The 26,388-nt window shown below is 71.0% G+C and carries 24 protein-coding genes and 1 tRNA gene; 18 read left to right on the top strand and 7 right to left on the bottom strand.

Annotated features, from left to right (window positions below):
- Positions 1–9: 9 nt before the first annotated feature.
- The gene (locus D3218_RS03620; RefSeq protein WP_119538550.1) at positions 10–348 is read right to left on the bottom strand and encodes a P-II family nitrogen regulator; all 339 of its coding nucleotides are present in this window, start codon (positions 346–348) and stop codon (positions 10–12) included.
- A gap of 246 nt (positions 349–594) precedes the next feature.
- A complete protein-coding gene (locus tag D3218_RS03625; RefSeq protein ID WP_245414911.1) occupies positions 595–1,455 on the bottom strand; it encodes an acyl-CoA thioesterase in 861 nt (286 codons plus the stop codon).
- A gap of 65 nt (positions 1,456–1,520) precedes the next feature.
- Between D3218_RS03625 and D3218_RS03630 the strand changes: the two genes are divergently transcribed.
- The 8 genes from D3218_RS03630 to D3218_RS03665 all read left to right on the top strand — a co-directional run bounded on the left by D3218_RS03630 (position 1,521) and on the right by D3218_RS03665 (position 10,296).
- A complete protein-coding gene (locus D3218_RS03630) occupies positions 1,521–2,639 on the top strand; it encodes an acyltransferase family protein (protein WP_119538552.1) in 1,119 nt (372 codons plus the stop codon).
- A gap of 88 nt (positions 2,640–2,727) precedes the next feature.
- Positions 2,728–3,975, top strand: a complete 1,248-nt coding sequence (locus D3218_RS03635) for a ubiquinone biosynthesis hydroxylase (protein ID WP_119538553.1) — start codon at positions 2,728–2,730, stop codon at positions 3,973–3,975.
- Positions 3,976–4,151: 176 nt separating this feature from the next.
- A complete protein-coding gene (locus tag D3218_RS03640) occupies positions 4,152–4,490 on the top strand; it encodes a DUF2849 domain-containing protein (RefSeq protein WP_119538554.1) in 339 nt (112 codons plus the stop codon).
- Positions 4,491–4,578: 88 nt separating this feature from the next.
- A complete protein-coding gene (locus tag D3218_RS03645; protein WP_119538555.1) occupies positions 4,579–6,264 on the top strand; it encodes a nitrite/sulfite reductase in 1,686 nt (561 codons plus the stop codon).
- Positions 6,261–6,776, top strand: coding sequence for a DUF934 domain-containing protein (locus D3218_RS03650; RefSeq protein WP_119538556.1), 516 nt, complete (start codon positions 6,261–6,263; stop codon positions 6,774–6,776). Before D3218_RS03645 ends, D3218_RS03650 begins: the two co-directional genes overlap by 4 nt.
- Complete coding sequence (locus D3218_RS03655; protein ID WP_119538557.1) at positions 6,773–7,549, top strand: phosphoadenylyl-sulfate reductase; 777 nt, start codon at positions 6,773–6,775, stop codon at positions 7,547–7,549. Before D3218_RS03650 ends, D3218_RS03655 begins: the two co-directional genes overlap by 4 nt.
- Before the next feature lie 72 nt (positions 7,550–7,621).
- Complete coding sequence (gene cysD / locus D3218_RS03660) at positions 7,622–8,524, top strand: sulfate adenylyltransferase subunit CysD (RefSeq protein WP_119538558.1); 903 nt, start codon at positions 7,622–7,624, stop codon at positions 8,522–8,524.
- Complete coding sequence (locus tag D3218_RS03665) at positions 8,524–10,296, top strand: sulfate adenylyltransferase subunit 1 (RefSeq protein ID WP_119538559.1); 1,773 nt, start codon at positions 8,524–8,526, stop codon at positions 10,294–10,296. Before cysD ends, D3218_RS03665 begins: the two co-directional genes overlap by 1 nt.
- Before the next feature lie 39 nt (positions 10,297–10,335).
- Here D3218_RS03665 and D3218_RS03670 read toward each other — a convergent pair whose 3' ends face one another.
- The 3 genes from D3218_RS03670 to trxA form a co-directional block, all read right to left on the bottom strand.
- Positions 10,336–10,527 carry a Trm112 family protein gene (locus D3218_RS03670; protein WP_119538560.1) on the bottom strand — a complete coding sequence of 64 codons (192 nt, stop codon included), beginning with the start codon at positions 10,525–10,527 and terminating at the stop codon, positions 10,336–10,338.
- A 38-nt stretch (positions 10,528–10,565) separates the two neighbouring features.
- Complete coding sequence (locus D3218_RS03675) at positions 10,566–11,246, bottom strand: LON peptidase substrate-binding domain-containing protein (protein WP_119538561.1); 681 nt, start codon at positions 11,244–11,246, stop codon at positions 10,566–10,568.
- Between the two features lie 67 nt (positions 11,247–11,313).
- Positions 11,314–12,291: a thioredoxin gene (gene trxA / locus D3218_RS03680; protein WP_119538562.1), complete on the bottom strand. Its 978-nt coding sequence runs from the start codon at positions 12,289–12,291 to the stop codon at positions 11,314–11,316.
- Between the two features lie 362 nt (positions 12,292–12,653).
- On the opposite strand from trxA, the gene D3218_RS03685 reads away from it, so the two are divergent.
- Positions 12,654–12,728: transfer RNA gene (locus D3218_RS03685), tRNA-Gly, on the top strand.
- A gap of 309 nt (positions 12,729–13,037) precedes the next feature.
- On the opposite strand, the gene D3218_RS03690 is transcribed toward D3218_RS03685, so the two are convergent.
- Positions 13,038–14,576 carry a cryptochrome/photolyase family protein gene (locus D3218_RS03690; protein WP_119538563.1) on the bottom strand — a complete coding sequence of 513 codons (1,539 nt, stop codon included), beginning with the start codon at positions 14,574–14,576 and terminating at the stop codon, positions 13,038–13,040.
- 467 nt (positions 14,577–15,043) lie between these two features.
- On the opposite strand from D3218_RS03690, the gene D3218_RS03695 reads away from it, so the two are divergent.
- The 7 genes from D3218_RS03695 to D3218_RS03725 are packed head-to-tail and all read left to right on the top strand — an operon-like array spanning position 15,044 to position 22,899.
- Positions 15,044–16,138 carry a transporter substrate-binding protein gene (locus D3218_RS03695; protein ID WP_119538564.1) on the top strand — a complete coding sequence of 365 codons (1,095 nt, stop codon included), beginning with the start codon at positions 15,044–15,046 and terminating at the stop codon, positions 16,136–16,138.
- The gene (locus D3218_RS03700; RefSeq protein ID WP_119538565.1) at positions 16,135–16,740 is read left to right on the top strand and encodes an ANTAR domain-containing response regulator; all 606 of its coding nucleotides are present in this window, start codon (positions 16,135–16,137) and stop codon (positions 16,738–16,740) included. Before D3218_RS03695 ends, D3218_RS03700 begins: the two co-directional genes overlap by 4 nt.
- Positions 16,718–17,620, top strand: a complete 903-nt coding sequence (locus D3218_RS03705; protein ID WP_119538566.1) for an ABC transporter permease — start codon at positions 16,718–16,720, stop codon at positions 17,618–17,620. Before D3218_RS03700 ends, D3218_RS03705 begins: the two co-directional genes overlap by 23 nt.
- The gene (locus tag D3218_RS03710) at positions 17,620–18,540 is read left to right on the top strand and encodes an ABC transporter permease (RefSeq protein ID WP_119538567.1); all 921 of its coding nucleotides are present in this window, start codon (positions 17,620–17,622) and stop codon (positions 18,538–18,540) included. The genes D3218_RS03705 and D3218_RS03710 overlap by 1 nt, the downstream gene beginning before the upstream one ends.
- Before the next feature lie 15 nt (positions 18,541–18,555).
- Positions 18,556–20,172: an ABC transporter substrate-binding protein gene (locus D3218_RS03715; RefSeq protein ID WP_119538568.1), complete on the top strand. Its 1,617-nt coding sequence runs from the start codon at positions 18,556–18,558 to the stop codon at positions 20,170–20,172.
- Between the two features lies 1 nt (position 20,173).
- Positions 20,174–21,118 (top strand): acetamidase/formamidase family protein, encoded by a 945-nt coding sequence (locus tag D3218_RS03720; RefSeq protein WP_119538569.1) that lies wholly within the window; start codon positions 20,174–20,176, stop codon positions 21,116–21,118.
- Entirely contained in the window at positions 21,115–22,899 is a 1,785-nt protein-coding gene (locus D3218_RS03725; RefSeq protein WP_119538570.1) for an ABC transporter ATP-binding protein, read from the top strand. Before D3218_RS03720 ends, D3218_RS03725 begins: the two co-directional genes overlap by 4 nt.
- Before the next feature lie 283 nt (positions 22,900–23,182).
- Here the strand turns inward: D3218_RS03725 and D3218_RS03730 are convergent, their stop codons facing one another.
- Positions 23,183–24,247: a LacI family DNA-binding transcriptional regulator gene (locus tag D3218_RS03730; RefSeq protein WP_245414912.1), complete on the bottom strand. Its 1,065-nt coding sequence runs from the start codon at positions 24,245–24,247 to the stop codon at positions 23,183–23,185.
- A gap of 170 nt (positions 24,248–24,417) precedes the next feature.
- On the opposite strand from D3218_RS03730, the gene D3218_RS03735 reads away from it, so the two are divergent.
- The gene (locus D3218_RS03735) at positions 24,418–25,560 is read left to right on the top strand and encodes an aryl-sulfate sulfotransferase (RefSeq protein WP_119538571.1); all 1,143 of its coding nucleotides are present in this window, start codon (positions 24,418–24,420) and stop codon (positions 25,558–25,560) included.
- Between the two features lie 13 nt (positions 25,561–25,573).
- Positions 25,574–26,386, top strand: coding sequence for an ABC transporter permease (locus D3218_RS03740; RefSeq protein WP_119538572.1), 813 nt, complete (start codon positions 25,574–25,576; stop codon positions 26,384–26,386).
- Positions 26,387–26,388 lie beyond the last annotated feature (2 nt).

Genomic DNA, 26,388 nt, shown 5'->3' on the forward strand with positions numbered 1-26,388 from the left:
CGTGTCCCCTCAGAGCGCGTTCGTGTCGGTTTCGCCGGTGCGGATGCGGACCGCCTGGTCGATGCCGTAGACGAAGATCTTGCCGTCGCCGATCTGGCCGGTCTTGGCGGCTCCCGCGATCACCTCGACCGCGCGCTCCACCATGTCGGTGGGAACCGCCATCTCGATCTTCAGCTTGGGCAGGAAGCTCACGGCGTATTCGGTGCCACGGTAGATCTCCGTGTGGCCCTTCTGCCGCCCGTACCCCTTCACCTCGGTCACCGTCAGGCCCTGGATCCCGACGGCCGTCAGGGCCTCACGCACCTCGTCGAGCTTGAATGGCTTGATGATCGCCATCACGATTTTCATGTGCACCTCGAACCTTCACGCGGGTCGGACGCTCGCGCGCCCCGCTGGATTGGGCGACCCGCCGGCCAGGCGGCCGTGGGTCACGCCCAAACAGGAATCAAGATGCGTGCCAAATGAACGCCAGCCCCGTTTTCGCCAAGATTGTGCGGCGCGAAAGGGGGGCGTGCCGGATCATTGGTCAGCAAGACTGATCGCCCTTTGGACGAATTGCCCGATACCGAGGCAGATGCCTAGATATCGATCAGGTCAGCCTTCCGGCGGCCGGCGTGGGCGGATCAGCCCCTCCTGCGCCACGGAGGCGACCAGCGTGCCGTCCAGGGCGAACAGGGAACCGCGCGTCAGCCCGCGCCCGCCCGAGGAGGACGGGCTGTCCTGCGCGTAGAGATGCCAGTCGCCGACCCGCACGGGGCGGTGGAACCACATGGCATGGTCGAGGCTGGCCGCCTGGATGCGCTCGTCGAACACCGAAAGCCCGTGCGCGAACAGCGCGGTGTCGAGCAGCGTCATGTCGGACAGGTAGGCGAGCGCCGCCGCGTTCAGCGCCGGGTCGTCCCCGAGCGGCGCCACCGTGCGGACCCAGACGTGCTGGCGCGGCGGCAGGGGCTCGCGCGTCAGGTAGTGGTCGAACGACACCGGCCGGAACTCGATCGGGCGCGGCCGGCTCCAGTAGCGGCGGATCGGCTCGGGCGCGCGGGCGAGGATCTCGTCCGCGAGGTCGGCGGCCGAGGGCAGCGCGTCCGGCCGCGGCACGTCGGGCATCGGCATCTGGTGGTCGAGCCCCTCCTCCCGGCGCTGGAACGAGGCCGAGAGCGTGAAGATCGCCTCGCCGTGCTGGATGCCGTGGACGATGCGCGTGGTGAACGAGCCGCCGTCGCGGATGCGCGCGACCTCGTAGATCACCGGCGCCTGCGGGTTGCCGGGACGCAGGAAGTAGCCGTGCAGCGAGTGGACGGGCCGCTCGGCCGCCACGGTGCGCTGGGCGGCGACCAGCGCCTGCGCGATCACCTCGCCGCCGAAGGTGCGCTGCCAGCCCACCGAGGAGCTGACCCCGCGATACAGGTTCTCCTCCAGCTTCTCGAGGTCGAGCGCCCGGATCAGCCTGTTCATCGTTTCGTCCATGTGCCGGCGCCGTTCCCTTGTTTTGCGATGCGGAAGGATACAGGAATTCTGGTATGGCCGCAGAACCGGTCCACCTGGAAGCCACCATGCCCGCCGTTCCGAACCGCCAGAGCGCGGATCTTCTGGTCAATGTCCAGATCCTTCGCCTCGTCGCCGCCCTCCTCGTGGTATTCACCCACGCCCATTTCGACGTGTCCAACATCGCGGCGCGGCGCGGCACGGGCTTCGCGTCCGCGGGCCTCCTGGACTGGGGGCTCGGGGTGGACATCTTCTTCGTCATCAGCGGCTTCATCATGTACTACACGATGCGCGATCGGTTCGGCGAGCCGGGCGTCGCCCGGGACTTCCTGCGCCGCCGCGCGATCCGCGTCGTGCCGCTCTACTGGATCGTCACCACCTTGATGCTCGCCTCCACGCTGGCGGTGGGCAGCGCCGTCAACAATCCGAGCCACGACCCGGCGCACATCCTGGCGAGCTACCTCTTCCTGCCCTGGCCGCGCGCCGACGGGCTGATCTTCCCGGTCCTGTCGCTCGGCTGGACCCTGAACTACGAGATGCTGTTCTACCTCGTGTTCGCGCTGGCGCTCGGCCTCGGCCGGCGCGCAGGCCTCCTGCTGGTCGGGGCGGCGTTCGCGGCGCTCTGGGCCGCGGCCGCCGCGGTGCCGGCGGAGGTCTGGTGGCTTCGGTTCTGGGGCAACTCGGTGATCGGCGAGTTCCTGCTCGGCATCGGCCTGGCGATGGCCTATGTCGCCGGCGTCCGGCTCGGCGGCGCGGCCGCCGCCGCGCTCCTGGCCGCCGGCACGCTCCTCGCCGTCTGGCTCTTCCAGGTGTCCGCCTTCGAGCACCTGCCCCGGCTGGTCACGGGCGGCCTGCCGGCGCTCCTGATCGCCGCCGGCGCGGCGCTCGGCCCTCCGGCGCGCGACATGCCGATGACGCGGCTCCTGGTGTTCGGCGGCGCGGCCTCCTACGCGCTCTATCTCGCGCATCCCTTCGCGCTGCGGATCACGAGCATCGTCGGCGACCGGCTCGGCCTGCCCCTGCCCCTGATCCTGGTCCTGTGCATTGGCGCCGCGCTCCTCGGCTCGGCGGCGGTCCACCTGTGGGTGGAACGGCCGATCGGCGCCCGTCTCGGGCGATGGACCGTGCGGCGCCGCTCGCACCAACCCGCGTGAGGCCGGTTCGGCTTTCACCGCGCATGCCCTAGATTGAGAACCGACTGCGCGTCGCCCGGCGCCCGGCCCCGAAACGGAAAGTCCGCCCATGTCCGACACTCCCGCGACGCCCGCCCCGTCCCGCCGCGCCGACATCGTGGTCGCCGGCGCCGGCTATGTCGGGCTGGTCACGGCCGTCGCGATCAAGCAGGCGGCGCCCGAGCTCGAGATCCTGCTGGTGGACGCGGCACCCGAGGGCGTCTGGGAGCGCGACACGCGCGCCTCGGCCATCGCGGCGGCCGCCGTGCGCATGATGACGCGGCTTGGGGCCTGGGAGGCGATCCGGGACGAGGCCGAGCCGATCCGCGAGATGATCGTCACCGATTCGCGGACCGGCGACCCGGTGCGCCCGGTGTTCCTCACCTTCGGCGGCGAGGGCGAGCCCGGCGAGCCCTTCGCCCACATGGTGCCCAACGTGGCGCTGAACGGGGCGCTGCGGGCGCGCGCCGCCGCGCTCGGCATCGCCATCCGGGCGAACGCCCCGGTGACCGGCATCGCCGAGCGTGCCGCCGCGATCGGGGTGGAGCTCGCGGACGAGACGGTGGAGGCGCGCCTCCTGGTCGCGGCCGACGGCGTGCGCTCGCGCATCCGCGACATGGCGGGCATCCGCACCGTGCACACCGACTACGGCCAGAGCGGCATCGTGGCGACCGTCCGGCACGAGCGCCCGCACGGGGGCCGGGCGGAGGAGCATTTCCTGCCCGCCGGCCCCTTCGCCATCCTGCCGCTGAAGGGCAACCGCTCCTCGCTGGTGTGGACCGAATCCACCGCCGAGGCCGATCGGCTCCTGCGCGCCGACGACATGGTGTTCGAGCTGGAGCTGGAGCAGCGCTTCGGGCTGAAGCTCGGCGCCCTCGCGGTGGAGGGTCGCCCGCGCGCTTTTCCGCTCGGCCTGACCCTGGCGCGCGACTTCGTGCGCCCGCGCGTCGCGCTGGCGGGCGACGCCGCGCACGGCATCCACCCGATCGCCGGCCAGGGGCTCAATCTCGGCTTCAAGGACGCGGCGGCGCTCGCCGAGACCGTGGTCGAGGCCGCGCGCCTCGGACGCGACATTGGCGCGCTGGACACGCTGGAGCTCTACGGGCGCTGGCGGCGCTTCGACACGGTGCAGATGGGCGTCACCACCGACGTGCTGAACCGGCTCTTCTCCAACGACAACGCGCTCCTGCGCGCCGTGCGCTCCTTCGGCCTGTCGCTGGTGGACCGCGCGCCCGCCGCCAAGCGCCACTTCATCCGGCAGGCCTCGGGCCTCGCCGGCGGCCCCTCCCCCCGCCTGCTTCTCGGCGAGCCGATCTGAATCATCGCGCGCCGGGCGCCTCGGCGGAAAATCGTTTCCCTCGCCCGGCGAGGATTGGAACGCGTGTCGGCGCAACCGCTTGCGCTCTGGCCTATTTAGAACGATGACAGCCTCGCCGCGGCGGCCCCCGAGCCACCGCGGGCGGGGCGCATGAACGGGCAGCGGGACGAAGCGAGATGGCGGGCGAGGTCAAGGCAGGCGCGAAGAGCAAGGGACCCAAGCTTCCCGTGATCATGAGCGCCAACGATCTCCTGGACGGCGAGGTCGTGTTCCTGACGCGCGAAGGCTGGACCCTCGACCCGAGGGCGGCGCTCGTCGCCGACGACGCCGAGACCGCCGCCTGGATGGAGGAGGAAGGGCGCCGCGGCGTCGGGGAGAACCGCATCGTGGATCCCTACCTCGTGGCGGTCTCGCGCGACGCGGGCGGCCTGCCGGTCGCCAGCCACTTCCGCGAGGCGATCCGCCAGAAAGGCCCGACCATGCTGCCGCAATACGGGAAGCAGGCGGAATTCTAGGAGCGCCCGGACCCCCGCGAGGCGCGCGGCCCGGCGGGGCCGCGACGGGACCGGCCGACGCTCCGGCAAGACACGAAGGACCAGCGGCATGTATCGTTACGACGAATTCGACGAGCGCTTCGTGCGCGAGCGCGTCGCCCAGTTCCGCCAGCAGGTGGAACGCCGGCTCGACGGCTCGCTGTCGGAGGACGAGTTCAAGCCGCTGCGCCTGAAGAACGGCCTCTATCTCCAGCTCCACGCCTACATGCTGCGCGTCGCGGTGCCCTACGGCACGCTGAACGCCAAGCAGATGCGCCAGCTCGCGCTGATCGCCGAGAAGTACGACAAGGGATACGCGCATTTCACCACGCGCCAGAACCTCCAGTACAACTGGCCCAAGCTGCGCGACGTGCCCGACATCCTCGACCTTCTGGCCGATGTCGAGATGCACTGCATCCAGACCAGCGGCAACTGCATCCGCAACGTCACCGCCGACCAGTTCGCGGGCGTGGCGGCCGACGAGGTCGAGGACCCGCGCCCCACCGCCGAGCTGATCCGCCAGTGGTCGAGCCTGCATCCCGAGTTCTCGTGGCTGCCGCGCAAGTTCAAGATCGCCGTCACCGGCGCCGAGCACGACCGCGCGGCGATCCGGGTGCACGACATCGGCATCCGGATCCTGCGCCATCCCGAGACCGGCGCGGTCGGCTACGAGCTGATCGTGGGCGGCGGCCTCGGCCGCACGCCGATGATCGGCAAGGTGATCCGCGACTTCCTGCCCAAGGACGAGCTGCTGGCCTATCTCGAGGCGGTGATGCGCGTCTACAACGCGGAAGGCCGCCGCGACAACAAGTACAAGGCGCGCGTCAAGATCCTGGTGCACGAGATCGGCACGGAGGAGTTCCGCGCCCGCGTCGAGGCCGAATACGCCCAGCTCGACGGGCCGACGATCAACGCGCCCGAGGCCGAGGTCGAGCGCATCGCCCGCTACTTCGCGCCGCCCGCCTACGAGACCCTGCCCGCGACCTCGAGGATCCTGGACGACGCCCGCGCGAACGACCCGGAGCTCGACCGCTTCGTGGAGCAGAACGGGTTCGAGCACCGCCAGCCCGGCTACGTGGCGCTGACCGTCTCGCTGAAGCCGATCGGCGGCGTGCCCGGCGACATGTCGGACGCGCAGATGCGCGCCTTCGCCGACATCGCCGAGCGCTGGTCGTTCGACGAGTTCCGCGTCACCCACGTCCAGAACCTCGTGTTGCCGCACGTCAAGCTCGACGACGTGCCGGCCGTCCATGCCGCGCTGGTGGCGGCGGGCCTGGCCACGGCCAATGCCGGGCTGGTCACCGACATCATCGCCTGCCCCGGCCTCGACTACTGCGCGCTGGCCACCGCGCGCTCGATCCCGATCGCGCAGGACATCTCGAACCTCTTCGCGAGCGACGAGCGCCAGCGCGACCTCGGGCCGCTCCAGATCAAGATCTCCGGCTGCATCAACGCCTGCGGCCATCACCATGTCGGCCATATCGGCATCCTGGGCCTGGAGAAGTCGGGCCGCGAGAACTACCAGATCACCGTCGGGGGCGACGCCTCGGAGGCCGCCGCGCTCGGCGAGCGGGTCGGGCCCGGCATCGACGCCGACCAGGTGCCCGGCGCGATCGAGGCGCTGGTGGAGGTCTACCGCCGCGAACGGCAGGGCGCCGAGACCTTCATCGACACGGTGAAGCGCGCGGGCCTCGAGCCCTTCAAGGAAGGCTTCACGGCCTTCGTCGGGCGCGAGCACGCGGGAGAGCCGGCATGAGCGTGCTGATCGACCGCACGGGCCCCAAGGCCGACACGTTCTCGCGCGTCGAGGAGGGCGCCGACCTGTCGCTCGCCGAGGGCGCGGTGATCCTGCCGCTCACCGCGATCGACCAGGCGATCGCCGACCGCCGCAACACCGGGCTCGGCCTCCATGTCGGCGGCGACACGCCGCTCTGCGCGCTGGAAGCCTATCTCGGCACCGTGGACCTCATCTCCGTCGGCTTTCCCTCCTTCTCAGACGGGCGCGGCCTGTCGCTCGCCAAGCGCCTGCGACGGGCGGGCTTCTCGGGCACGCTGCGCGCGGCCGGCCCGCTGATCGCCGACCAGTTCCGCGAGGCGCTGGACTGCGGCTTCGACGAGATCGAGCTGCCCGACGCCATGGCCGCGCGCCAGCCGGTGGAGCAGTGGATGGCCGCCAAGGACATCGTGCGCGACCACTACCAGACCGGCTACGGCGAGGACGAGAGCATCCTGCAGAAGCGCCTGGCGGCGCGGCGGCAGAACGCATGAGCGCCGCGCTCGGCGACACGGTCGAGGCGCTGAACGCAAGCTTCGCGGGGCGCGCGCCCCTGGAGCGGCTGCGGCTGCTGCGCGAGAGCGTGCCCGGGCGCATCGTGTTCACCACCTCGCTCGGGATCGAGGACCAGATGCTGACGCACCTGATCTTCTCCGAAAAGCTCAAGATCGAGGTGGTCACGCTCGACACGGGCCGCCTGTTCCCCGAGACCTACGCGCTGTGGCAGGAGACCGAGGACCGCTACGGACGGCGCATCCGGGCGAAGTATCCGCAGGCCGAGGCGCTGGAGACGCTGGTCGAGGACCAGGGCGTCAACGGGTTCTACTTCGCGCCCGAGATGCGCAAGGCCTGCTGCGGCGTGCGCAAGGTCGAGCCCTTGAACCGCGCGCTCGCCGGCGCCTCGGCCTGGGTCGCGGGCCTGCGCCGCGACCAGTCGGCCAACCGCGAGGGCATGGACTTCGTGAGCGCCGACGCGTCGCGCGGACTGGTCAAGGCGAACCCGCTCTTCGACTGGACGCGGGCGGAGATCGCGGCGTTCTGCACCCGGAACGCGGTGCCGGTGAACGCGCTGCACGCGCAGGGCTTCCTGTCGATCGGCTGCGCCCCGTGCACCCGCGCCATCCGGCCCGGCGAGCCCGAGCGCGCCGGCCGCTGGTGGTGGGAGGACGAGACCCGGCGCGAATGCGGGCTCCATGTCGACGATCCCGTCGCCGTCAGCGACACGGAAGAGCGACGGGCCGCCCTCGCGGAGCGATCGAGCTTCTGATCCCCTTCCGGCCGGCGCCGCGCCGGCCAACGACCATCGGGCCCCGCCAGCGGCCCAACCGAAAGCCCCGCCATGAAGCACATGACGCATCTGCAGCGCCTGGAGGCCGAATCGATCTTCATCATCCGGGAGGTCGCGGCCACCGCCGACAATCCGGTGATGCTCTATTCGATCGGCAAGGACTCGGCCGTGATGCTGCATCTGGCCATGAAGGCCTTCGCGCCCGGCAAGCCCCCCTTCCCGCTGCTCCATGTCGACACGACCTGGAAGTTCCGCGAGATGATCGAGTTCCGCGACAGGATCGCCAAGGACCTCGGCCTCGACCTCATCGTCCACATCAACGAGGAGGGCGTGAAGGCCGGCGTCAACCCGTTCGATTCGGGCAGCCGCGTCCACACCGACGTGATGAAGACCGAAGGCCTCAAGCAGGCGCTGGCGAAGCACAGGTTCGACGCGGCCTTCGGCGGCGCGCGTCGCGACGAGGAGAAATCGAGGGCGAAGGAGCGCATCTTCTCGTTCCGCTCGGCCGAGCATCGCTGGGAGCCCAAGAACCAGCGGCCCGAGCCCTGGCGCCTCTTCAACACCCGCAAGCGCCAGGGCGAGAGCTTTCGCGTCTTCCCCCTGTCCAATTGGACGGAAGCGGACGTGTGGGACTACATCGCGCTCGAGAACATTCCCGTGGTGCCGCTGTACTTCGCCAAGAAGCGTCCGGTCGTGGTGCGCGACGGCATGATCATCATGCGCGACGACGAGCGCATGAAGCTCCTGCCGGGCGAGAGCGTCGAGGAGATGACCGTGCGCTTCCGCACCCTCGGCTGCTACCCGCTGACGGGCGCGGTGCGCTCGGAGGCGGCCGATCTCAACGCGATCATCTCCGAGATGCGCGGCTCGCGCTCCTCCGAGCGGGAGGGCCGGCTGATCGACCGGGACGGTGGCGCCTCCATGGAAGAAAAGAAGCAGGAAGGCTACTTCTGATGAGCGGCGCGCCCAAGCCCGACACCTCCGCCGCCGGCGACGCGGTCCTGGCCGCCTCCGCCAACGGACGCGCGCTCGCCGAGGACGAGACCTTCGCGGGGCCCGCGCCCGACGGCGTGGTGGCCGACACCGCCGACGACGGGATCGTGGATCCGCAGGCCGACATGCCGCTTCTCGCCTCGCCGGCCGAATCGCTCCTGCGCTTCATCACCTGCGGCTCGGTGGACGACGGCAAGTCGACCCTGATCGGCCGCCTCCTCTACGACACCGATTCCGTATTCGACGACCAGCTCGACGCCCTGCGGCGCGACTCGCGCAAGTTCGGCACGACCGGCGAGGATCTCGACTTCGCGCTCCTGGTCGACGGGCTTTCGGCCGAGCGCGAGCAGGGCATCACGATCGACGTCGCCTATCGCTACTTCTCGACCGGCCGGCGAGCCTTCATCATCGCCGACACGCCCGGCCACGAGCAGTACACGCGGAACATGGCGACGGGCGCGAGCCAGGCCGAGCTTGCCGTGATCCTGGTGGACGCGCGCAAGGGCATCCTGCCCCAGACGCGGCGCCACTCGTTCATCACCTCGATGGTCGGCATCAAGTCGGTGATCGTGGCGATCAACAAGATGGACCTCGTGGACTTCGACGAGGCGACCTTCCGCGAGATCGTGAAGGGCTACGAGGCGATCCGGCCGGCCCTCGGCTTCACCAGCGTGACCTATGTCCCACTCTCGGCCAAGAACGGCGACAACCTCGCCACGCGCTCGCCCAACGCGCCCTGGTACGACGGGCCGACGCTTCTGGAGGCGCTGGAGCGCGCCGAGCCCGAGACGCTCAGCGCCGGCTCGCCGCAGTTCCGCCTGCCGGTGCAGTGGGTGAACCGGCCCAATCTCGACTTCCGCGGCTTCTGCGGTACGGTGGCGGGCGGTCGCGTGCGCCGCGGCGACGCCGTGCTGTCGCTGCCCAGCCGCCAGCGCAGCCACGTGCGGGCGATCTTCGGGCCGAACGGCGAGGTCGAGGAGGCCGAGGACGGCGAGGCGGTGACGCTGACGCTCGCCGACGAGATCGACGCATCGCGCGGCGACGTCCTGGTGCGCGAGGGCGACCCGATCGCCCCGCAGACGCGGCTCGACGCCGAGATCCTCTGGATGGTGGACCGGCCCCTGATTGCGGGCGCGCGCGTGGTGGCGCGGCTCGGATCCGCCCAGACTCCCGCCACCGTGCGCGCGCTGCGCGAGGCGGTGGACATCCACTCCTACCAGCCCCGCCCCGCCAACGCGCTCCTGATGAACGAGATCGGCCGCGTCACCCTCGCCTTCGACAAGCCGCTGGTGGCGACGGCCTACCGGGAAAGCCGCGAGCTCGGCGCCTTCATCCTGGTGGACCAGCTCACCAACGAGACCGTGGCGCTGGGAACCGTCACCGCGCTGCCCGAGACGCAGTCGACGCTGCTCGGCATGCCGGCGCCGCAGACCGCCGCCAAGGGCGCCCCGGCCGAGCCGCGCACGCCCTTCGACCGGGCCAAGGCGGAATGGCTCGGCCCCTCGCTCGCGAGCGATGCCGCGCGCGCGTGCGGCGTCACCCTGTTTCGCGCCGCCGCCGCCGTGATGATGGCGATCATCGCCGTTCTGCTCGGCCTCCATGTCTGGCAGGCCGTGATCCTCGGCGTCCTGGACTTCGTGCTGCGCCCGTACCTGCGGCGGCTCATGGTGCCGGCCGAGACCGAGGCGCTGCCGGTGGACCCGACCGACGTGCGCGACGGCATGGGCATCTGAAACCCCGAGGCGGGCGGGGCCCGTCTCCCGCCCGGCGTCCTATTCCAGCGGGCGCGCCTCGGACGGCAGCATGATCGGGATGCCGTTGCGGATCGGATAGGCGAGCCGCGCGGCGCGCGACACGAGTTCGCCGCGCTCGGCGTCGTAGACGAGCTGCGCCTTGGTCAGCGGGCAGACCAGGAGCTCCAGGAGCTTGGGGTCGGGGCGGTGGCGCTCGGCGTCCTCCGGCATGGGGCGTCCTTCCGTTTCGGCCATCGGCGTCGGCCGGCCTATTGCAGGATCTGGCCGCCGCCGTCGCCCGAATTCTCGCGCGCGAGCGAGATCTCGGTGATGGCGACGAGCGTCTCGGCGCGCGTCTTCAGGTCCGGCGCCTCCAGGAGCGCCTGCTTCTCGGCCGCGCCGTAGGGCGACATCATCGACAGGGCGTTGACCAGCGTCTCGTTGGACGCCTTGGACACCGAATCCCAGTCGGCCTGGAGCTGGTTGGCCTCCAGATACTGGCGGAAGGCCTTGAGCAGGCCCTCGCGGTCCACCTCGTCGGCGCCCTCGCCGGGATCGAGATCGGCCGAGAAGGGCGCGATGCGGCACAGGCGGAAGGGCTCGCGGCCGGGCGTCTCCTCCAGAACGCGAAAGCGCGCGATTCCCTGCAGGCTGATCACGTAGCGCCCGTCGCCGCTCTCGGAGAACGAGGTCAGGCGGCCGAGGCACCCCACGGCGCACAGCTCCGGCTCGCCGTCGGGACGCAGCGCGCCGTCGAGCCGCGGCTGGATCATCCCGATCACCCGATCGGTGCCGATCGCCCGGTCGAGCATCGCGAGGTAGCGCGGCTCGAAGATGTTGAGCGGCATCTGGCCGCCCGGCAGGAGCAGCGCGCCCGTCAGCGGAAAGACCGGCACGGTCTCCGGCAGATCCGCTTCCGTCCGGTAGTTGACGTTTCCGACCTGAACCACGGTCCGACCTCCTTCGCCTTCCCGCCCAATTGGCGCAGCGCCCCCCGCCCGCAAGGGCGGCGCCCGCTCAGCGGAACAGGAGCGAGGACAACTTGCGCCGGCCCTCCTTGCTGGCCGGGTCCATCGGCCCCCAGGCCTCGAAGAACTCCAGGAGCTTGCGGCGCGCGCCGTCGTCCTCGAAGGCGCGGTCGCGGCGCACGATCTCCAGGAGATGATCCGCCGCCGCCGCGCGGTCGCCCTCGGCCTGCGCGATCAGCGCGAGATCGAAGCGGGCCTGGTGATCGTCGGGATCGGCCGCGAGGCGCGCGCGCAGGGCCGTCGCGTCGCCGAGGCCCGCGATCTCGTCCAACAGCTTCAGCCGCGCGCGCACGGCGGCGAAGGCCGGGTCGTCCAGCACCTTCGGCGGCATCGCCTCGGCGACCGACTTCGCCCGCGCCGTGTCGCCGGCGGCCAGATAGCATTCGGCAAGCCCCGCCGCCGCCCGGGCGCTCTCCGGGTCGTGCTGGAGCACGGCGCCGAAGAGCTGGGAGGCCTCCGCCGCGTTTCCGGCCTTCAGGAACTCGTCCGCCTGGTCCAGCGCCTCCGCCAGCGGGTCGCCGCCCGGCGCCGGGCGGCCGGCCGTGAGCCGGTCGATGAAGGCCTTGACCTCGCTCTCTGGCAGCGCGCCCATGAACCCGTCCACCGGCTGGCCGTCCACAAAGGCGAACACGGCCGGGATCGACTGGACGCCGAGCTGGCCGGCGATCGACGGATGCTCGTCGATGTTCATCTTCACCAGCTTGACGCGCCCGCCGGCGGCCTGCACGGCGCGCTCCAGCACCGGCGTGAGCTGCTTGCACGGGCCGCACCAGGGCGCCCAGAAGTCGACCAGCACCGGCTGGTTGCGCGATTCGCGCACCACGTCGGCCGAGAAGTTGGCGGTGGTCGTATCCTTCACCAGTTCGCCGGCGGGCGCGGGCGCGGCGGGGCGCGCCGCGGCGGAGCCCGAGGCCGTGGTCTGCGCGCCGTAGCCGCCGAGCGGCGAGGCATAGGGATTGTTGCTCATCGGGACCGTCCGCGTCGCTGGGGCTCGCCGCCGGCCGCGACCGGGCAGGATCGCGATCGGCGGCAGCCGAAAGGGTGTCTCGGGCGGCCGGCATGGCCGTCCGGCTTCCCTGGGGATGACAGGTCGCCATATCGTGCGCAAGCGCCGCGCCATCAAGAACCGGACGCACCGCGCGGGCACCGCCACCGCCGCCGCGACCCGCCTTCGCCTCCGGCCCGCCCTCCTCCGGGGTCCTTCAGCCGCGACCGTCCGTGCCCCCTCGCGATCGTCGCCGCATCGTCATTTTCCCTGTTGCAATCGCCCGGCGGTTGGGCCATAAGCCACTCACCGCCGGAGCCCAGAGGGCACCGGACACGGAGCGGGCGGGCGTAGCTCAGGGGTAGAGCACAACCTTGCCAAGGTTGGGGTCGTGGGTTCGAATCCCATCGCCCGCTCCAATTTTCCTTCCCATCGACGACATGCGCACGGCAACTCTCCTGTTGCGTCTCGTGCAGCGTTCACAGCACCGGGTGCGGCAGGCCTGGATCGCTTTGCGTTCGACGCGGCGATAGGCCCGGCGTCGAGCAAGGCGTCAGGGTCTCCTTCGTTTCCGTGTGGGCGGCGCGGCATCGAGCCGCGAGGCTCGCCGCCTTCCGGCAGCGCAGGCTGTGCCGCTGCCTCGGAAAGGTCGGCGAGGCGCGGCGCGCTTCAGGCCGGCACGCGGCGGCGGTTCGCGAGACCGCGCGAGACCGACCGCCTGGGCGCCGTCAGTAGGTTCCTGACGCTTCGAGCCCGTCCAGGAACGCGGCGGCGTCGCCGCGCATCGCCGCGACCTTCTCCTCCGCCATGCGGTGGAGCGTCGCGACCATGCGATCGGTGCGCCGGTTGGCGGCAAGGCGCGCCTCGTGACGTGCGACGAAGTCCCAGTAGAGGTAGTTGAACGGACAGGCGTCCTCGCCGGTGTGCTGCTTCACGTCGTAGCGGCAGCGGCGGCAGTAGTCCGACATCCTGTTGATGTAGTTGCCCGACGCCGCATAGGGCTTGGTGGCGAAGACGCCGCCGTCGGCATAGAGCACCATGCCGACGACATTGGGCATCTCCACCCATTCGAAGGCGTCGTGGTAGACCACGAGATACCATTCCTGCACCTCGCGCGGATCGATGGCGGCCAGGAGGCAGAAGTTGCCAAGCACCATCAGGCGCTGGATGTGATGGGCATAGGCGTTCGCCGCCGTCTCGCGGATGGCCTGGGCCATGCAGTTCATTCCGGTCTCGCCGGTCCAGAAGAAGTCCGGCAGCGGCCGGTCGGCCGCCAGTTCGTTGCGCGCGCCGTATCCCGGCATCTCGCGCCAGTAGACACCGCGCACGAACTCGCGCCACCCGATGATCTGGCGCACGAAGCCCTCCACCGCGTTGATCGGCGCATGGCCTTGCCGGTAGGCCGCGACGGCCCGCTCGCAGCATTCGCGAGGGTTCAGAAGCCCGCAGTTGATCAGCGCCGAGAGATGGGAATGGAACAGAAGCGGCTCGCTCTGGCGCATGGCGTCCTCGTAGGTGCCGAAGCGGGGCAGCGCCTTCTGCGCGAACCAGTCGAGATACCGCAAAGCGTCGGCGCGCGTCACCGGGTAGTCGAAACCCTTCAGGGAGCCAAAATGGTTGCCGAAGCGGGCGGCGACGAGGCTCAGCACCTCGCTTGTCGTCCGGTCGGGTTCGACCACGGGTCGGACCGGAATCGGAATGCGCTTCGGCAGGCTTTCGCGGTTGTCCGCATCGTGGTTCCAGCGCCCGCCCTCCGGCCGTCCGTCCGCATCCATGAGATAGCCGGTGCGCTCGCGCATCCGCCGGTAGAAGCTCTCCATCAGGAGCGTGCGCCCGGTTCCCGCGAGTCGCGCGAAGTCCTCGTGCGAGCACAGGAAGCGATCGTCGGGCCGCACCTCGACGGGCACGCCGAACGCGCCCTCCCAGGACTTCGTCATCTCCAGGACCCGCCATTCTCCGGGCTCGGTGAGGACCACCGCCTGCGGCCCGTGGCGCTTCAGCGCATCCTCCAGCGCCTGCGTGAACGAGCCCGCCCGACGTTCCCCGTCGAGCCGCAGGTAATCGACCGTGATGCCGTCGGCCTCCAGTTCGGCCGCGAAGTGGCGCATGGCGGAGAACAGGAAGGCGATCTTTCGCTGATGATGGCGCACGTAGGTCGCCTCCTCGTCGACCTCGGCCATCAGCACCACGTCGCCGGGCCCGAGGTCGCGGAGGGACGAGATGTCGCGCGATAGCTGATCGCCGAGAACGAAGCGCAGTCGGGTCATCGTCGGATCGCCTTCTGGATGCGGCCACGTGAGCCTGGCGACAGGGGCAAATGCCGTTCCCCGTTCGTTCTTCAAGGGTGCTCGCGGGTGCCGCAATGCCGCACGCTTTTGAGCGACGCCCGCCTCGTCGGGCGACTGAGACGGAGGGCGGCAGGGACGGAAGATTTTGCCACGCGTGTCGTCGTTCTCCGATGCCGTCACGAGGCGATGAATAGCAGGGGGGCGAACGCTGGGCGCACACCCCTTCGAGGCCGACACGAAGCGACGCGTATCGACGGGCGTGATCTGCCTATTTTCTGCGCACGCCTTCGATCGCGGCAAGGCGCTTGACGCGGCGGGATGCGTGGCGCAAGGTCGGGGTCCATACCGGCCCTGTCTGCCGGACGGCAATCGAGCCCTGCCATCCCTTGCAACGCGTCGTCCGCCTGCCTGGGGTCGCGGGGCTTTTTCGTTTCGGGACGAATGGCGTGGAACGGCACATCGAGATCGGCGTCCTCTTCTCGCGCTCCGGCCACTACGAGCGCCTCAGCAACGCGTGCCGGGACGGCGCGATGAGCGGGATTGCGGCGGTCAACGAAGACCCGGGGCGCCGGGTCCGCTTCCGAGCCGTGGAACGCGATCCCGGCGGCCGGATCGAGCGCTACGCCCCGCTCTGCGCGGACCTCCTCTCGAACACGCGGGCCCGCCACGTGGTCGGCTGCATCACCTCGTGGAGCCGCAAGGAGGCGATCCCGACGCTGGAACGGCACGGCGGCCTCCTCTGGTATCCCGCGCCCTACGAGGGCTTCGAGGCGAACGACCACGTCGTCTACACCAACGCCTCTCCGAACCAGCACCTGGTGCCGCTTGTCGCCCATGTCGCGCGGCGCTACGGCCCGCACGCCTTCCTGCTCGGCTCGAACTACATCTGGGGCTGGGAGATGAACCGCATCGCGCGCGACCTCGTGGCCGACGCCGGCGGCGAGGTGCGGGGAGAACGCTATCTGCCTCTGGGCGACACGGACGTGTCCCGCCTGATCGCCGAGATCCGCGCCGGCCTGCCCGACTTCGTCCTGAACAACCTTATCGGCCCCTCCTCCTACGCCTTCTACGAGGCCTATGCGGCGCTCGGCCGGGAGGACGCGCGGTTCCGCGCCGACCGGCGGCCGGTGGTCTCGTGCAACCTCACCGAGGCCGAACTCTGCGCGATCGCGCCGCACGGCGAAGGCCACCTGTCGAGTCTTGCCTTCGTGCACGACGGCGCGGCGGGTCCGCGCTCCTCGTTCGAGGCGGCGGCCCATGCGGCGGTGACCGTGCTCGCGGACGCGATCGAGGCGGCCGGCACGGACGAGCCGTCCGCCGTCCGCCGGGTCCTCGGACAGGGCACGCACCGCACGGCGCTCGGGACGATCCGCATCGACGCGCGCACCCAGCACGCCGAACTGCCGATGACCATCGGCCGCATCCGGGGCTCGGGCTTCGAGGTGCTGGAGACCAGCGCGGGGGGCGTCGAGCCGGACCCCTATCTCTCGCACTACGACCCCGTGGCGACCTTCCGCCCGCCGCTGAGGCTGGTGCGATGACCCGGCGCCCGCGCATCCCCAATCTCGGCGGCGCCAAGGCCGTGCTGCTCCACCGCGAGCATGCCTCCATCGACATGCTGATCCGCCAGCTCCGCGCGATCGGGCTGGAGATCGAGGGCGCCTGGCCGGAACTGCCCGCCGCGACCGCCGATGCGGACTTCCTGTTCTTCGACGTCGACCACGGCTTCGACGAACAGTTCCCGTGGCGGCCGGGCGAGGCGCCGATGCCGCTGGTCGCGCTGATCGGCTCGGAGGCGCCCGGGCGCATCGAATGGGCGCTGTCGCTGAAGGCGGACGCCCAGATCGTGAAGCCGGTCGGCAGTGCCGGCGTCTACGCCGCCCTGCTGATCGCCCGGCGCGCCTTCGACGAACGGCGGCGGCTGGAAGGCGAGATCGCGGACCTGCGCGAGCGCCTGGACCAGCGCCGGACAATCGTGCGCGCCGTGGCCGCGCTGTCGGGCGCCGCGGTCGGCGAGGAGCAGGCCTATGCGCAGCTGCGGGCGCTCGCCATGAGCTGGCAGGTCACGCTCGAGGAAGCGGCGCACCACGTGGTGGCGCTCAAGAACCGGGAGGTAGCCCATGAGCGCCCTCGCCGGGCCTGACGCCCGCACGCCCGCCGCCGGGACCGGCGGCGGCGGCGTCTTCCGCCGCCTGCTGCGCCGCCGGCTCGCGGTGCTTGGCCTCCTCATGATCGCCGTGGTGGTGCTGGCGGCGGCCTTCGCGCCCTGGATCGCCCCGTTCGATCCGAACGAGCAGTTCTTCGACGGGCTGTCGCTCGAGGGCGCGCCCCTCCCGCCGTCGGCCACCTACTGGCTCGGCACCGATCTCCTGGGGCGCGATCTCCTGTCGCGCCTCCTGTTCGGGGCCCGCAACTCCCTGGTGATCGGGGTCGCCGCCAACGGCGCGGCGCTCCTGATCGGCACCATGGTCGGCGTCGTGGCCGGCTATGTCCGCGGCTGGCTCGGCGCGGTTCTGATGCGCTTCACCGACCTGATGATGGCCTTTCCCGCGCTTCTCCTGGCGATCTGCCTGGCCGCCGTGCTGCGGCCGAGCCTCTGGATCGTCGCCCTGGTCATCGCCCTGGTGAACTGGGTGCAGGTCGCCCGAGTCGTCCATGCCGAGACGCGCTCGCTTGCGGAGCGCGAGTTCATCCAGGCCGAGGTGACGCTGGGTGCGGGGGGTGCGCGCATCCTGTTCCGCCACGTCATGCCGCACCTCTTCTCCACCGTGATCGTCTACGGCACGCTCGGCATCTCGACCACGGTTCTGCTGGAGGCGACGCTGTCCTTTCTGGGCGTCGGCGTGCAGCCGCCGGACGCGTCCTGGGGCAACATCATCTTCGAGAACCAGACCTATTTCCAGGCGGCGCCCTGGCTGGTGTTCTTTCCGGGCGCAGCGATCCTGCTCCTCGCCCTCGCCTTCAACCTCGTGGGCGACGCGCTGCGCGACGCGCTCGACCCGACCGAGGAGGGGCGCGGCTGATGGCGATCTATCTGGCGCGGCGTCTGGTCCAAGCGGTGCTGATCCTGCTGGGCGTCAGCCTCGTGACCTTCGCGCTGCTCTATCTCCTGCCGGCCGATCCGGCACGGCAGATCGCCGGGCGCACCGCCTCGGCCGCGCAGGTCGCCGGCATCCGCGCCCAGCTCGGCCTCGACCAGCCCTTCCCCGTGCAGTACGCCCGCTATCTCGGCCGTCTCGTCCAGGGCGATCTCGGCCGCTCCTACCTCCAGCGGTCCGAGGTCGCCGAGCTGATCCGGGCGCGGCTTCCGGCGAGCCTCCTCCTGATGCTGGCCGCGATCCTGTGCGAACTCGCGCTTGGCCTGACCATGGGCATGCTGGCCGCCGTCCGGCGGGGACGGTCGAGCGACCACGCGCTGATGGTGGCCTCCTTCGTCACGGTCTCGGCCCCGCAGTTCGTGGTCGGCCTCCTGCTTCTCTACGTGTTCGCGGTGCGGCTCGGCTGGTTCCCGATCGGCGGCTACGGCACGTTCGCCCACCTCGTCCTGCCGGCGCTCACCCTCGGCATCCTCGGCGCCGGCTGGTACGCCCGGATGATGCGCTCCTCCATGGTGGACGTCCTGCGCCAGGACTACATGCGCACAGCCCGCGCCAAGGGCCTCCGGCGCTGGACCATCCTCGCCCGCCACGCCCTGCCCAACGCGATCCTGCCCGTGGTCGCGATGATCGGCATCGACATCGGCCTCTTCATGAGCGGCATCGTGGTGGTGGAGAGCGTGTTCGGCTGGCCCGGCATCGGCCAGCTCGCCTGGCAGGCCATCCAGCGCGTCGACCTACCCGTCATCATGGGGGTCACGCTGGTCTCGGCGGTCGCCATCGTCCTCGGCAACCTCCTGGCCGACCTCGTCGCCCCCTTCGTCGATCCCCGCATCAAGCTCCAGTAGGAAGGAAGCCCGCCCATGAGGTCCCTGTTCAAGCGGAGCGCCGCGGCGCTCGCCATCACCGCCGCGCTTCTCTCCGCGCCCTCCGCCGCCTCGGCGCAGGACGGGAACGCGATCACGGTCACCTACAAGGACGACATCGCCACGCTCGATCCGGCGATCGGCTACGACTGGCAGAACTTCTCGATCATCAAGGCCCTGTTCGACGGGCTGATGGACTACGAGCCCGGCACCGCGACGCTGAGGCCGGGCCTTGCGGAAAGCTACGAGATCTCGCCCGACGGAAAGGTCTTCACCTTCAAGCTGCGCGACGGCGTTAAATTCCACAACGGCCGCGCGATGACCGCGGACGACGTGAAATACTCCTTCGAGCGCACCGTGAACCCCGCCACCCAGTCGCCGGGCGCGGGTTTCCTCGGCTCGATCGAGGGCTTCGACGCCATGCAGTCCGGCACGGCCACCGCGCTCTCCGGCGTCAGGATCGTCGATCCGAGGACGGTGGAGGTGATGCTCTCGCGTCCCGACGCGACCTTCCTCTCGGTGATGGCGCTGAACTTCTCCTTCATCGTGCCCAGGGAGGAGGTCGAGAAGTCGGGCGCCGACTTCGGGCGCAATCCGGTCGGCACCGGCGCCTTCAAGCTCGCCGAATGGACGCTCGGCCAGCGCCTTGTCCTTGAGAAGAACCCGGACTACTACCGCGAGGGCGCGCCCAAGCTCGAGGGCATCACCTTCGAGATCGGCCAGGAGCCGGTGGTCTCGCTGCTGCGGGTCCAGAACGGCGAGGTGGACGTGCCGGGCGACGGCATCCCGCCCGCCAAGTTCCGCGAGGTGATGGGCAATCCCGAAGAGGCGGCCCGGGTGGTGGAGGGCGTACAGCTCCACACCGGCTACATCACCATGAACACCAAGGCCGCCCCCTTCGACGACCTGAAGGTGCGCCAGGCCGTCAACATGGCGATCAATAAGGAGCGCATCGTCCAGATCATCAACGGACGCGCGACGCCCGCCAACCAGCCGCTGCCGCCCACCATGCCGGGCTACGTCGAGGGCTTCGAAGGCTACAGGTACGACGTCGAGGCCGCCAAGAAGCTCCTGGCGGAGGCCGGCCACGAGGGCGGCTTCGAGACCGAACTCTTCGTCGCCAACGTCGATCCGCAGCCGCGCATCGCGCAGGCGATCCAGCAGGACCTCGCGGCGGTCGGCATCAAGGCCTCGATCCAGAGCCTCGCGCAGGCCAACGTGATCGCCGCCGGCGGCTCGGCCGAGGGCGCGCCGATGATCTGGTCGGGCGGCATGGCCTGGATCGCCGATTTCCCCGATCCGTCGAACTTCTACGGTCCGATCCTCGGCTGCGCCGGCGCGGCGGACGGCGGCTGGAACTGGGCGAAGTACTGCAACGAGGCGCTGGACCGGAAGGCTGCCGACGCCGACGCCATGGTGGATCCGGCCAAGGCCGCCGAGCGGGCCGCCGCCTGGGGCGAGGTCTACCGGCAGGTGATGGCCGACGCGCCTTGGGTGCCGGTGTTCAACGAGAAGCGCTACACGATGCGCTCCGCCCGGATGGGCGGCGACGACGCGCTCTATGTCGACCCGGTCAACACGCCGATGAACTACCGCTACGTCGAGACCCGGTAACATGTGCAAGGCCTGCGACTACACGATCCACGGCCGCCAGCACCATTTCGGCTGGGACAACGCGCTGGAGCCGGCGCTGCGCGTGGCGCCGGGGGCGACGATCGAGTTCGAGTGCCGGGACAGCTCGGCCGGACAGATCACGCCCGCCTCCACGGCGTCGAGCGTCACCACGCTCGACTTCTCCCGCATCAACCCCGTGTCGGGCCCGATCTTCGTGGACGGGGCGGAGCCGGGCGACGCGCTCAAGGTGACGATCGAGGGCTTCAAGCCGTCCGGCTTCGGGTGGACGGCCAACATTCCCGGTTTCGGGCTCCTGGCGGACCAGTTCACCGAACCCGCGCTCACCCTCTGGAACTACGACGCGGCCTCGCTCGAGCCCGCCGCCTTCGGGCGGCACGGGCGCGTGCCGCTGAAGCCCTTCGCCGGCACCATCGGCAACGCGCCCGCCGAGCCGGGGCATCATTCCGTGGTTCCGCCGCGCCGCGTGGGGGGCAATCTCGACATCCGGGACCTTTCGGCCGGCACCGTGCTCCACCTTCCGGTGGAGGTGGCCGGCGCCCTGTTCTCGGTGGGCGACACCCACGCCGCCCAGGGCGACGGCGAGGTCTGCGGCACCGCGATCGAGAGCCCGATGAACGCGGTGCTGACGCTCGACCTCGTGAAGGGGGCGAACCTTCGGATGCCGCGCTTCACCACGCCCGGTCCCGTCACCCGCCATCTCGACGCCAAGGGCTACGAGGTGACCACCGGCGTCGGACCCGACCTGATGACCGGCGCGCGCCAGGCGGTCGCCGACATGGTGGAGCTTCTGGCGGGGCGCTACAATCTCGCGCCCGTGGACGCCTACATGCTGGTCTCGACCTGCGGCGACCTTCGCATCTCGGAGATCGTCGACATGCCGAACTGGGTGGTCTCCTTCTACTTCCCGAGGGTCGTGTTCGAGTGACGGCGGCGTCCGCGCGAACCGCTGCGGCCGGCGCACCGGCGCCGGCCCGCGACACCGTCCTGGCGGTGGAGGACCTGTCGATCTCGGTCGGCGTCGGCGAACGGGCCCGGACGCTGGTGGACGGGCTGAGCTTCTCGCTCGCCCGAGGCGAGACGCTGTGCATCGCCGGCGAATCGGGCTCGGGCAAGTCGCTCACCTCGCTCGCGGTGATGGGCCTGCTGCCGCGACCGGGACCGGTGGTCTCGGGCGGCCGGATCCGGCTCGGCGGGGTAGAGCTGACCCGCCTGCCCGAGCGCGAGATGCGCCGCGTGCGCGGCGACAGGATCGCGATGATCTTCCAGGAGCCGATGACCTCGCTCAACCCGGTGCTCACCGTGGGCCGCCAGCTCACGGAGGCCATCGAGGCCCATCGCGACGTCTCGGCGGCCGAGGCGCGCGCCCTGGCGCTGGAGGCGCTCCGATCGGTGCGCATTCCGGAAGCCGAGCGCCGGCTGCGCCAGCATCCGCACGAATTGTCGGGCGGCATGCGCCAGCGGGTGATGATCGCGATGGCGCTGGCGCTCGAGCCCGACGTCCTGATCGCCGACGAGCCGACCACGGCGCTCGACGTCACCATCCAGGCCCAGGTCCTCGGCCTCCTGCGCGAAATCCAGGCCGCGCGCGGCACCGGGCTGATCCTGATCACCCACGACATGGGCGTGGTGGCCGAGATGGCGGACCGCGTGGTCGTGATGCGCGGGGGCCGGGCAGTGGAGACGGGGCCGGTGGGTCCGCTCTTCGCCGTCCCGCGCGAGCCCTACACCCGGGCGCTGCTCGCCGCCGTGCCGCGCATGGGCGACGGACGCCGCCCCGCGGCGCCGGCGTCGGCCGCGCCGGTGGCCGAGATCCGGGATCTCGAGGTCCGCTTTCCGCTGAAGGGCGGCGTGCTCGGCCGCACGGTGGCCGAGGTCCATGCCGTGTCGGGCCTCTCCTTCGACGTGCCGGCCGGCGGCACGCTGAGCCTCGTGGGCGAGAGCGGGTGCGGCAAGTCCACGACGGCCAAGGCGATGGCCGGCCTCGTTCCCTACCGGGGCCGGATCTCCATCGCCGGCCGGCCGGCGCAGGGCCTTTCCGCGCCGGAGCGCAAGGCCCTGCGCCGCGACGTGCAGATGATCTTCCAGGATCCGTTCGCCTCGCTCGACCCGCGCTGCCGCGTCGGCGATCTTGTGGGCGAGCCGCTCGCGATTCACGGCATGGGCTCGGCCCGCGAGCGCGAGGAGCACGTCGCCGGCCTGTTCGGCCGCGTCGGCCTTTCGGCGGACGACATGCGCCGCTATCCGCACCAGTTCTCGGGCGGCCAGCGCCAGCGCATCTGCATCGCCCGGGCGCTCGCCCTGCGGCCCCGGCTGATCATCGCCGACGAGAGCGTCTCCGCGCTGGACGTTTCGGTGCAGAAGCGGGTGCTGGAGCTCCTGCGCGAGCTGCAGGACGAGTTCGGCATCGCCTATCTCTTCATCAGCCACGACATGGCGGTGGTGGAGAACATCTCGGACCGCGTCGCCGTGATGTATCTCGGGCAGATCGTGGAGCTCGGCACAGCCGCGCAGGTCTTCGGCGATCCGCGCCACCCCTATACGAGGCGGCTGATCGAGGCGGTGCCGGTGCCCGATCCCACCCGCCGGCGCGGTGCGTTCCCTCTGCTCGCGGGCGACATCCCGAGCGCCGTCCGGCCGCTCGGCGATCCGCCGGCAAGGCTTCCTCTGGTGGATCGCGGCGGCGGCCACCTCGTCGCCCCGTTCTGAAGACGGCCCGCGAGCCGGCGTCCCGCGCGCATACCGGACGGATCGCCGTCGGGGGCGACACGCTCGCCGTCCAGGGCGTCGGCAATCGGCTGGCGGGAACGCCGTCGCCCGTCCGACGCAGGCCTATTGCGCACCGATCACGACGGTCGGGGGATCGGCGCCACCTGCGGCCAGCCCTCCCGCAACCCATCTGCTCGCCCATTAGCCGGTACGGATCGCACGCATCCAATCCCCCGAGCCAGCCTGGCCCAGACCCTGCCTCGCCTATCGACGCGTCCCGAGCCTAGGGCGTGCTGCCCGGGGCCTCGCATGCCGTGGATCGGCGGGGCACCAGAACCGGGGACGGCGCCGCGCGCCGCCGCGCCGGTGCGCCCAGTCCCGCGATCGCCAGAAGCCGGTGGACCGCGCGCGTCCCGACCTCGTCCAGCCTCAGGTCCACCGCCGTCAGCGGCGGTTCGGACTCCATCGCGCGCAGCCCGTTGTAGCGCGTGGCGATCCTGAGATCGGCGGGCACCGAGCGGCCCAGCGAGCGGGCCGCCTGCACCGCGCCGGTCGCAAAGGCGTCCACCAGCGCCAGGATGCCGTCGATGCCTGGATCCGACGCCAGGAGCCCCGCGCAGGCCCGGGCCGCGCCCTCCTGGCCCCCGCCCTCGGGCAGGCGCAGCACCACGGGCTCCGAGCCGCTGCGCCGCGCGTGGTTGCGATAGGCTGCTTCCGCGCTCGCGTAGGAGGTTCGGTCGGCGTCGCCCACCACCAGCGCCATCCGCGCGCAGCGCCCGGCGAGGTGCGCGACCAGAAGCTCGGCCGTCGCCTCCGACTGGAGGTCGACCTCCTCGATCCCGGCCATGCCGCCCGGAACGCGACCGATCGCGACCGTGGGCACGCCGCGCGCCGCCAGCGCGGCGAGCGTCGGATCATCGCGCGAGGGCTCGATCACCAGCGCGCCGTCGATGTCGAGGTCGAGCCGCGACAGGTCGGCGCCGGCGATCGGGGGGACCAGCATCAGCGCCACGCCCTGCTCCATCGCGGCCAGCGAGGCGGCGGCGGCGATCTCCATCATGAAGCCGAGGCGCGACGGGCCGGCCGACACGGCGAAGGGCATGGACGAGAAGATCGCGAAGGTCGCCGCGCCCCCGGAGCGCAGCCGGCGGGCGCTGAGATTGGGCCGGTAGCCAAGTTCCAGCGCCGCCTTCTCGACCCGGATGCGGGTCTGGGCGTCGACGGGGCGCCGTCCGGTGATCGCGTTGGAGGCGGTGGAGGGCGACACGCCGGCGAGCTCGGCCACCTGGACGATGGTGACGCGCCGTGCGCCGCCGGCGGAGCGCGGCCTTGCCTGTTGAATGTTCACCTGGGTCGTCACTTCCTGAGCACCGCGCTCAAAGTATAATCAGATGCTCTACAACGTTTCTATACCATATTGACCTGCGTTTCCAATCGCCGTTACACGTACAAAAACGTTGTAGATAACGTGCCGACTTGGCTTCCGCCCCGGCACGTCGATCGCTGGAAAGTCCGCCGATGTCCGTTTCCCCCGCCCCCTCCCCGCCGGCCGCCGACCAGACCACGCTGCGGCGCCGCGGCGTCGGCCTGACGGCCCTCGATGCGGCGCGCTCGGCCGGCGGCTACACCCTGTTCGCGCCCCAGACCGGGGGCGGCGCGGTGTATCTCGTTGACATCCGGGGCGAGGTGGTCCACCGCTGGCAGATGCCGGTCCGGCCGGGCCGCGACGCGGTGATCCTGCCCAACGGCCATCTCGGCTACAACGGCAGCCACCCCGACCCCTTCCGCCCCTATCCGGCCTGGCCGCTCTGGCGCGGCGGCGACTTCTACGAGGCGACGCCGGAGGGCAAGATCGTCTGGCGGTTCGAGGATCCGCGCCACCACCACGATGCCCGCTGGCTCGACAACGGCGACCTTCTCTACGCGACGGTGGAGCCGCTGTCCGCCGAGCTGTCGGCCCGCGTCGCCGGGGGCGATCCGCGCCGCGACGCGCCGGACGGCATCGTCCAGGGCGACGTGATCCGCCAGGTGAACCGGCAGGGCGAGACCGTCTGGCGCTGGGCGGCGGGCGACCACCTCCCGCCCGAGGACTACCCCGTCCATCCCATCTTCGACCGGCGCCACTGGCCCTTCGTCAACGGGCTCGGCGAAACCCGCGACGGGCTGGTGCTGATGAGCCTGCGCGTCACCTCCGGCATCATCGCTGTGGACCGCGACACCGGCGCCGTCGCATGGCGCATCGGCGCCGACCGGCTGGCTCAGCAGCACACGCCGATCGAGATGGCCGACGGCTCGATCCTGTGCTTCGACAACGGCAACCTGCGCCCCGGCGTCACCGCGCCCTTCTCGCGCGCCGTGCAGGTCGACCCCGGCACCGGCCGCACGGTCTGGGAATACGCCGACCCGCTGAAGCCCGCCTTCTTCTCACCCTACATGGGCAGCGCCCAGCGCCTGTGGAACGGCAACACCTTCATCTGCGAATCGGCGTTCGGCCGGCTGTTCGAGGTCACCCCGGAGGGCGACGTCGTGTGGGAATACGTGATCCCCTTCTTCGGCGAATATCCCGACGACGGCGCGCGCGACTTCGCCGCCGGGGTCCAGAACAGCGTGTTCCGGGCCCATCGCTACGAGGCCGCGCAGATCCCCTGGCTCAGGCCCTGAAAGGAGACGGTCGATGACCATACCGGCCGCCGCCCCTTCGCGCACGCCCCGGGCCTTCGGCGTCCGGCGCCTCCTGCCGCGCCTCGGCTCGGCCGGCGCGCTGTATTCCTTCGCCTTGGTCATCGGCGCCTGGTGGCTCGCGACCGTGCTGGCGCCGGTGTCCTCCACCATCCTGCCGACGCCGCTCGACACGGCGCGCGCATTCGCCGAGATGGCCGGAAGCGGCGTCCTCTGGACCGACCTCGCCGCCTCGCTCTCGCGCGCGGCGATCGGCTTTGCGATCGGCGCGGGGCTCGGGGTCGCCGTCGGCCTCCTGACCGGACGCACCCGGCTGTTCCGCCTTCTCCTCAACCCGTTCCTGGCGGTGATGCGGCCGATCCCGGCGATCGCGCTGGTGCCGGTGGCGATCGTCTGGTTCGGCATCGGCGAGGGGTCGAAGTATTTCGTGATCGCCTACACCGTGTTCCTGGCGGTCTGGTTCAACACCCACCAGGGCATGGACTACGTGCCCGACATCTTCGTGCGCGCCTCGCGCTCGCTGGCGACCTCGCGGCTTCGCGAGTTCTTCCTGGTGGTGGTGCCGGCGGCCGCCCCGCACATTCTGGCCGGCATCCGGCTCGGCGTCGCGCTCGCCCTCCTCAGCCTCGTGGCGGCCGAGCTCACCGGCGCCTCCTCGGGCATCGGCTACCGCCTCCAGGAGGCGCGCCAGTACATCCGCACCGACCGCATGTTCGCGCTCCTGATCGAGCTCGGGCTGATCGGCGCGGTGATCGACGCGGCCGTGTACCGGCTCGGCCGTCGCATCGTCCACTGGCAGCAGGCGTGAGG

The sequence above is a fragment of the Aureimonas flava genome (genome assembly GCF_003583935.1).
In the GTDB taxonomy this organism is placed as follows: domain Bacteria; phylum Pseudomonadota; class Alphaproteobacteria; order Rhizobiales; family Rhizobiaceae; genus Aureimonas; species Aureimonas flava.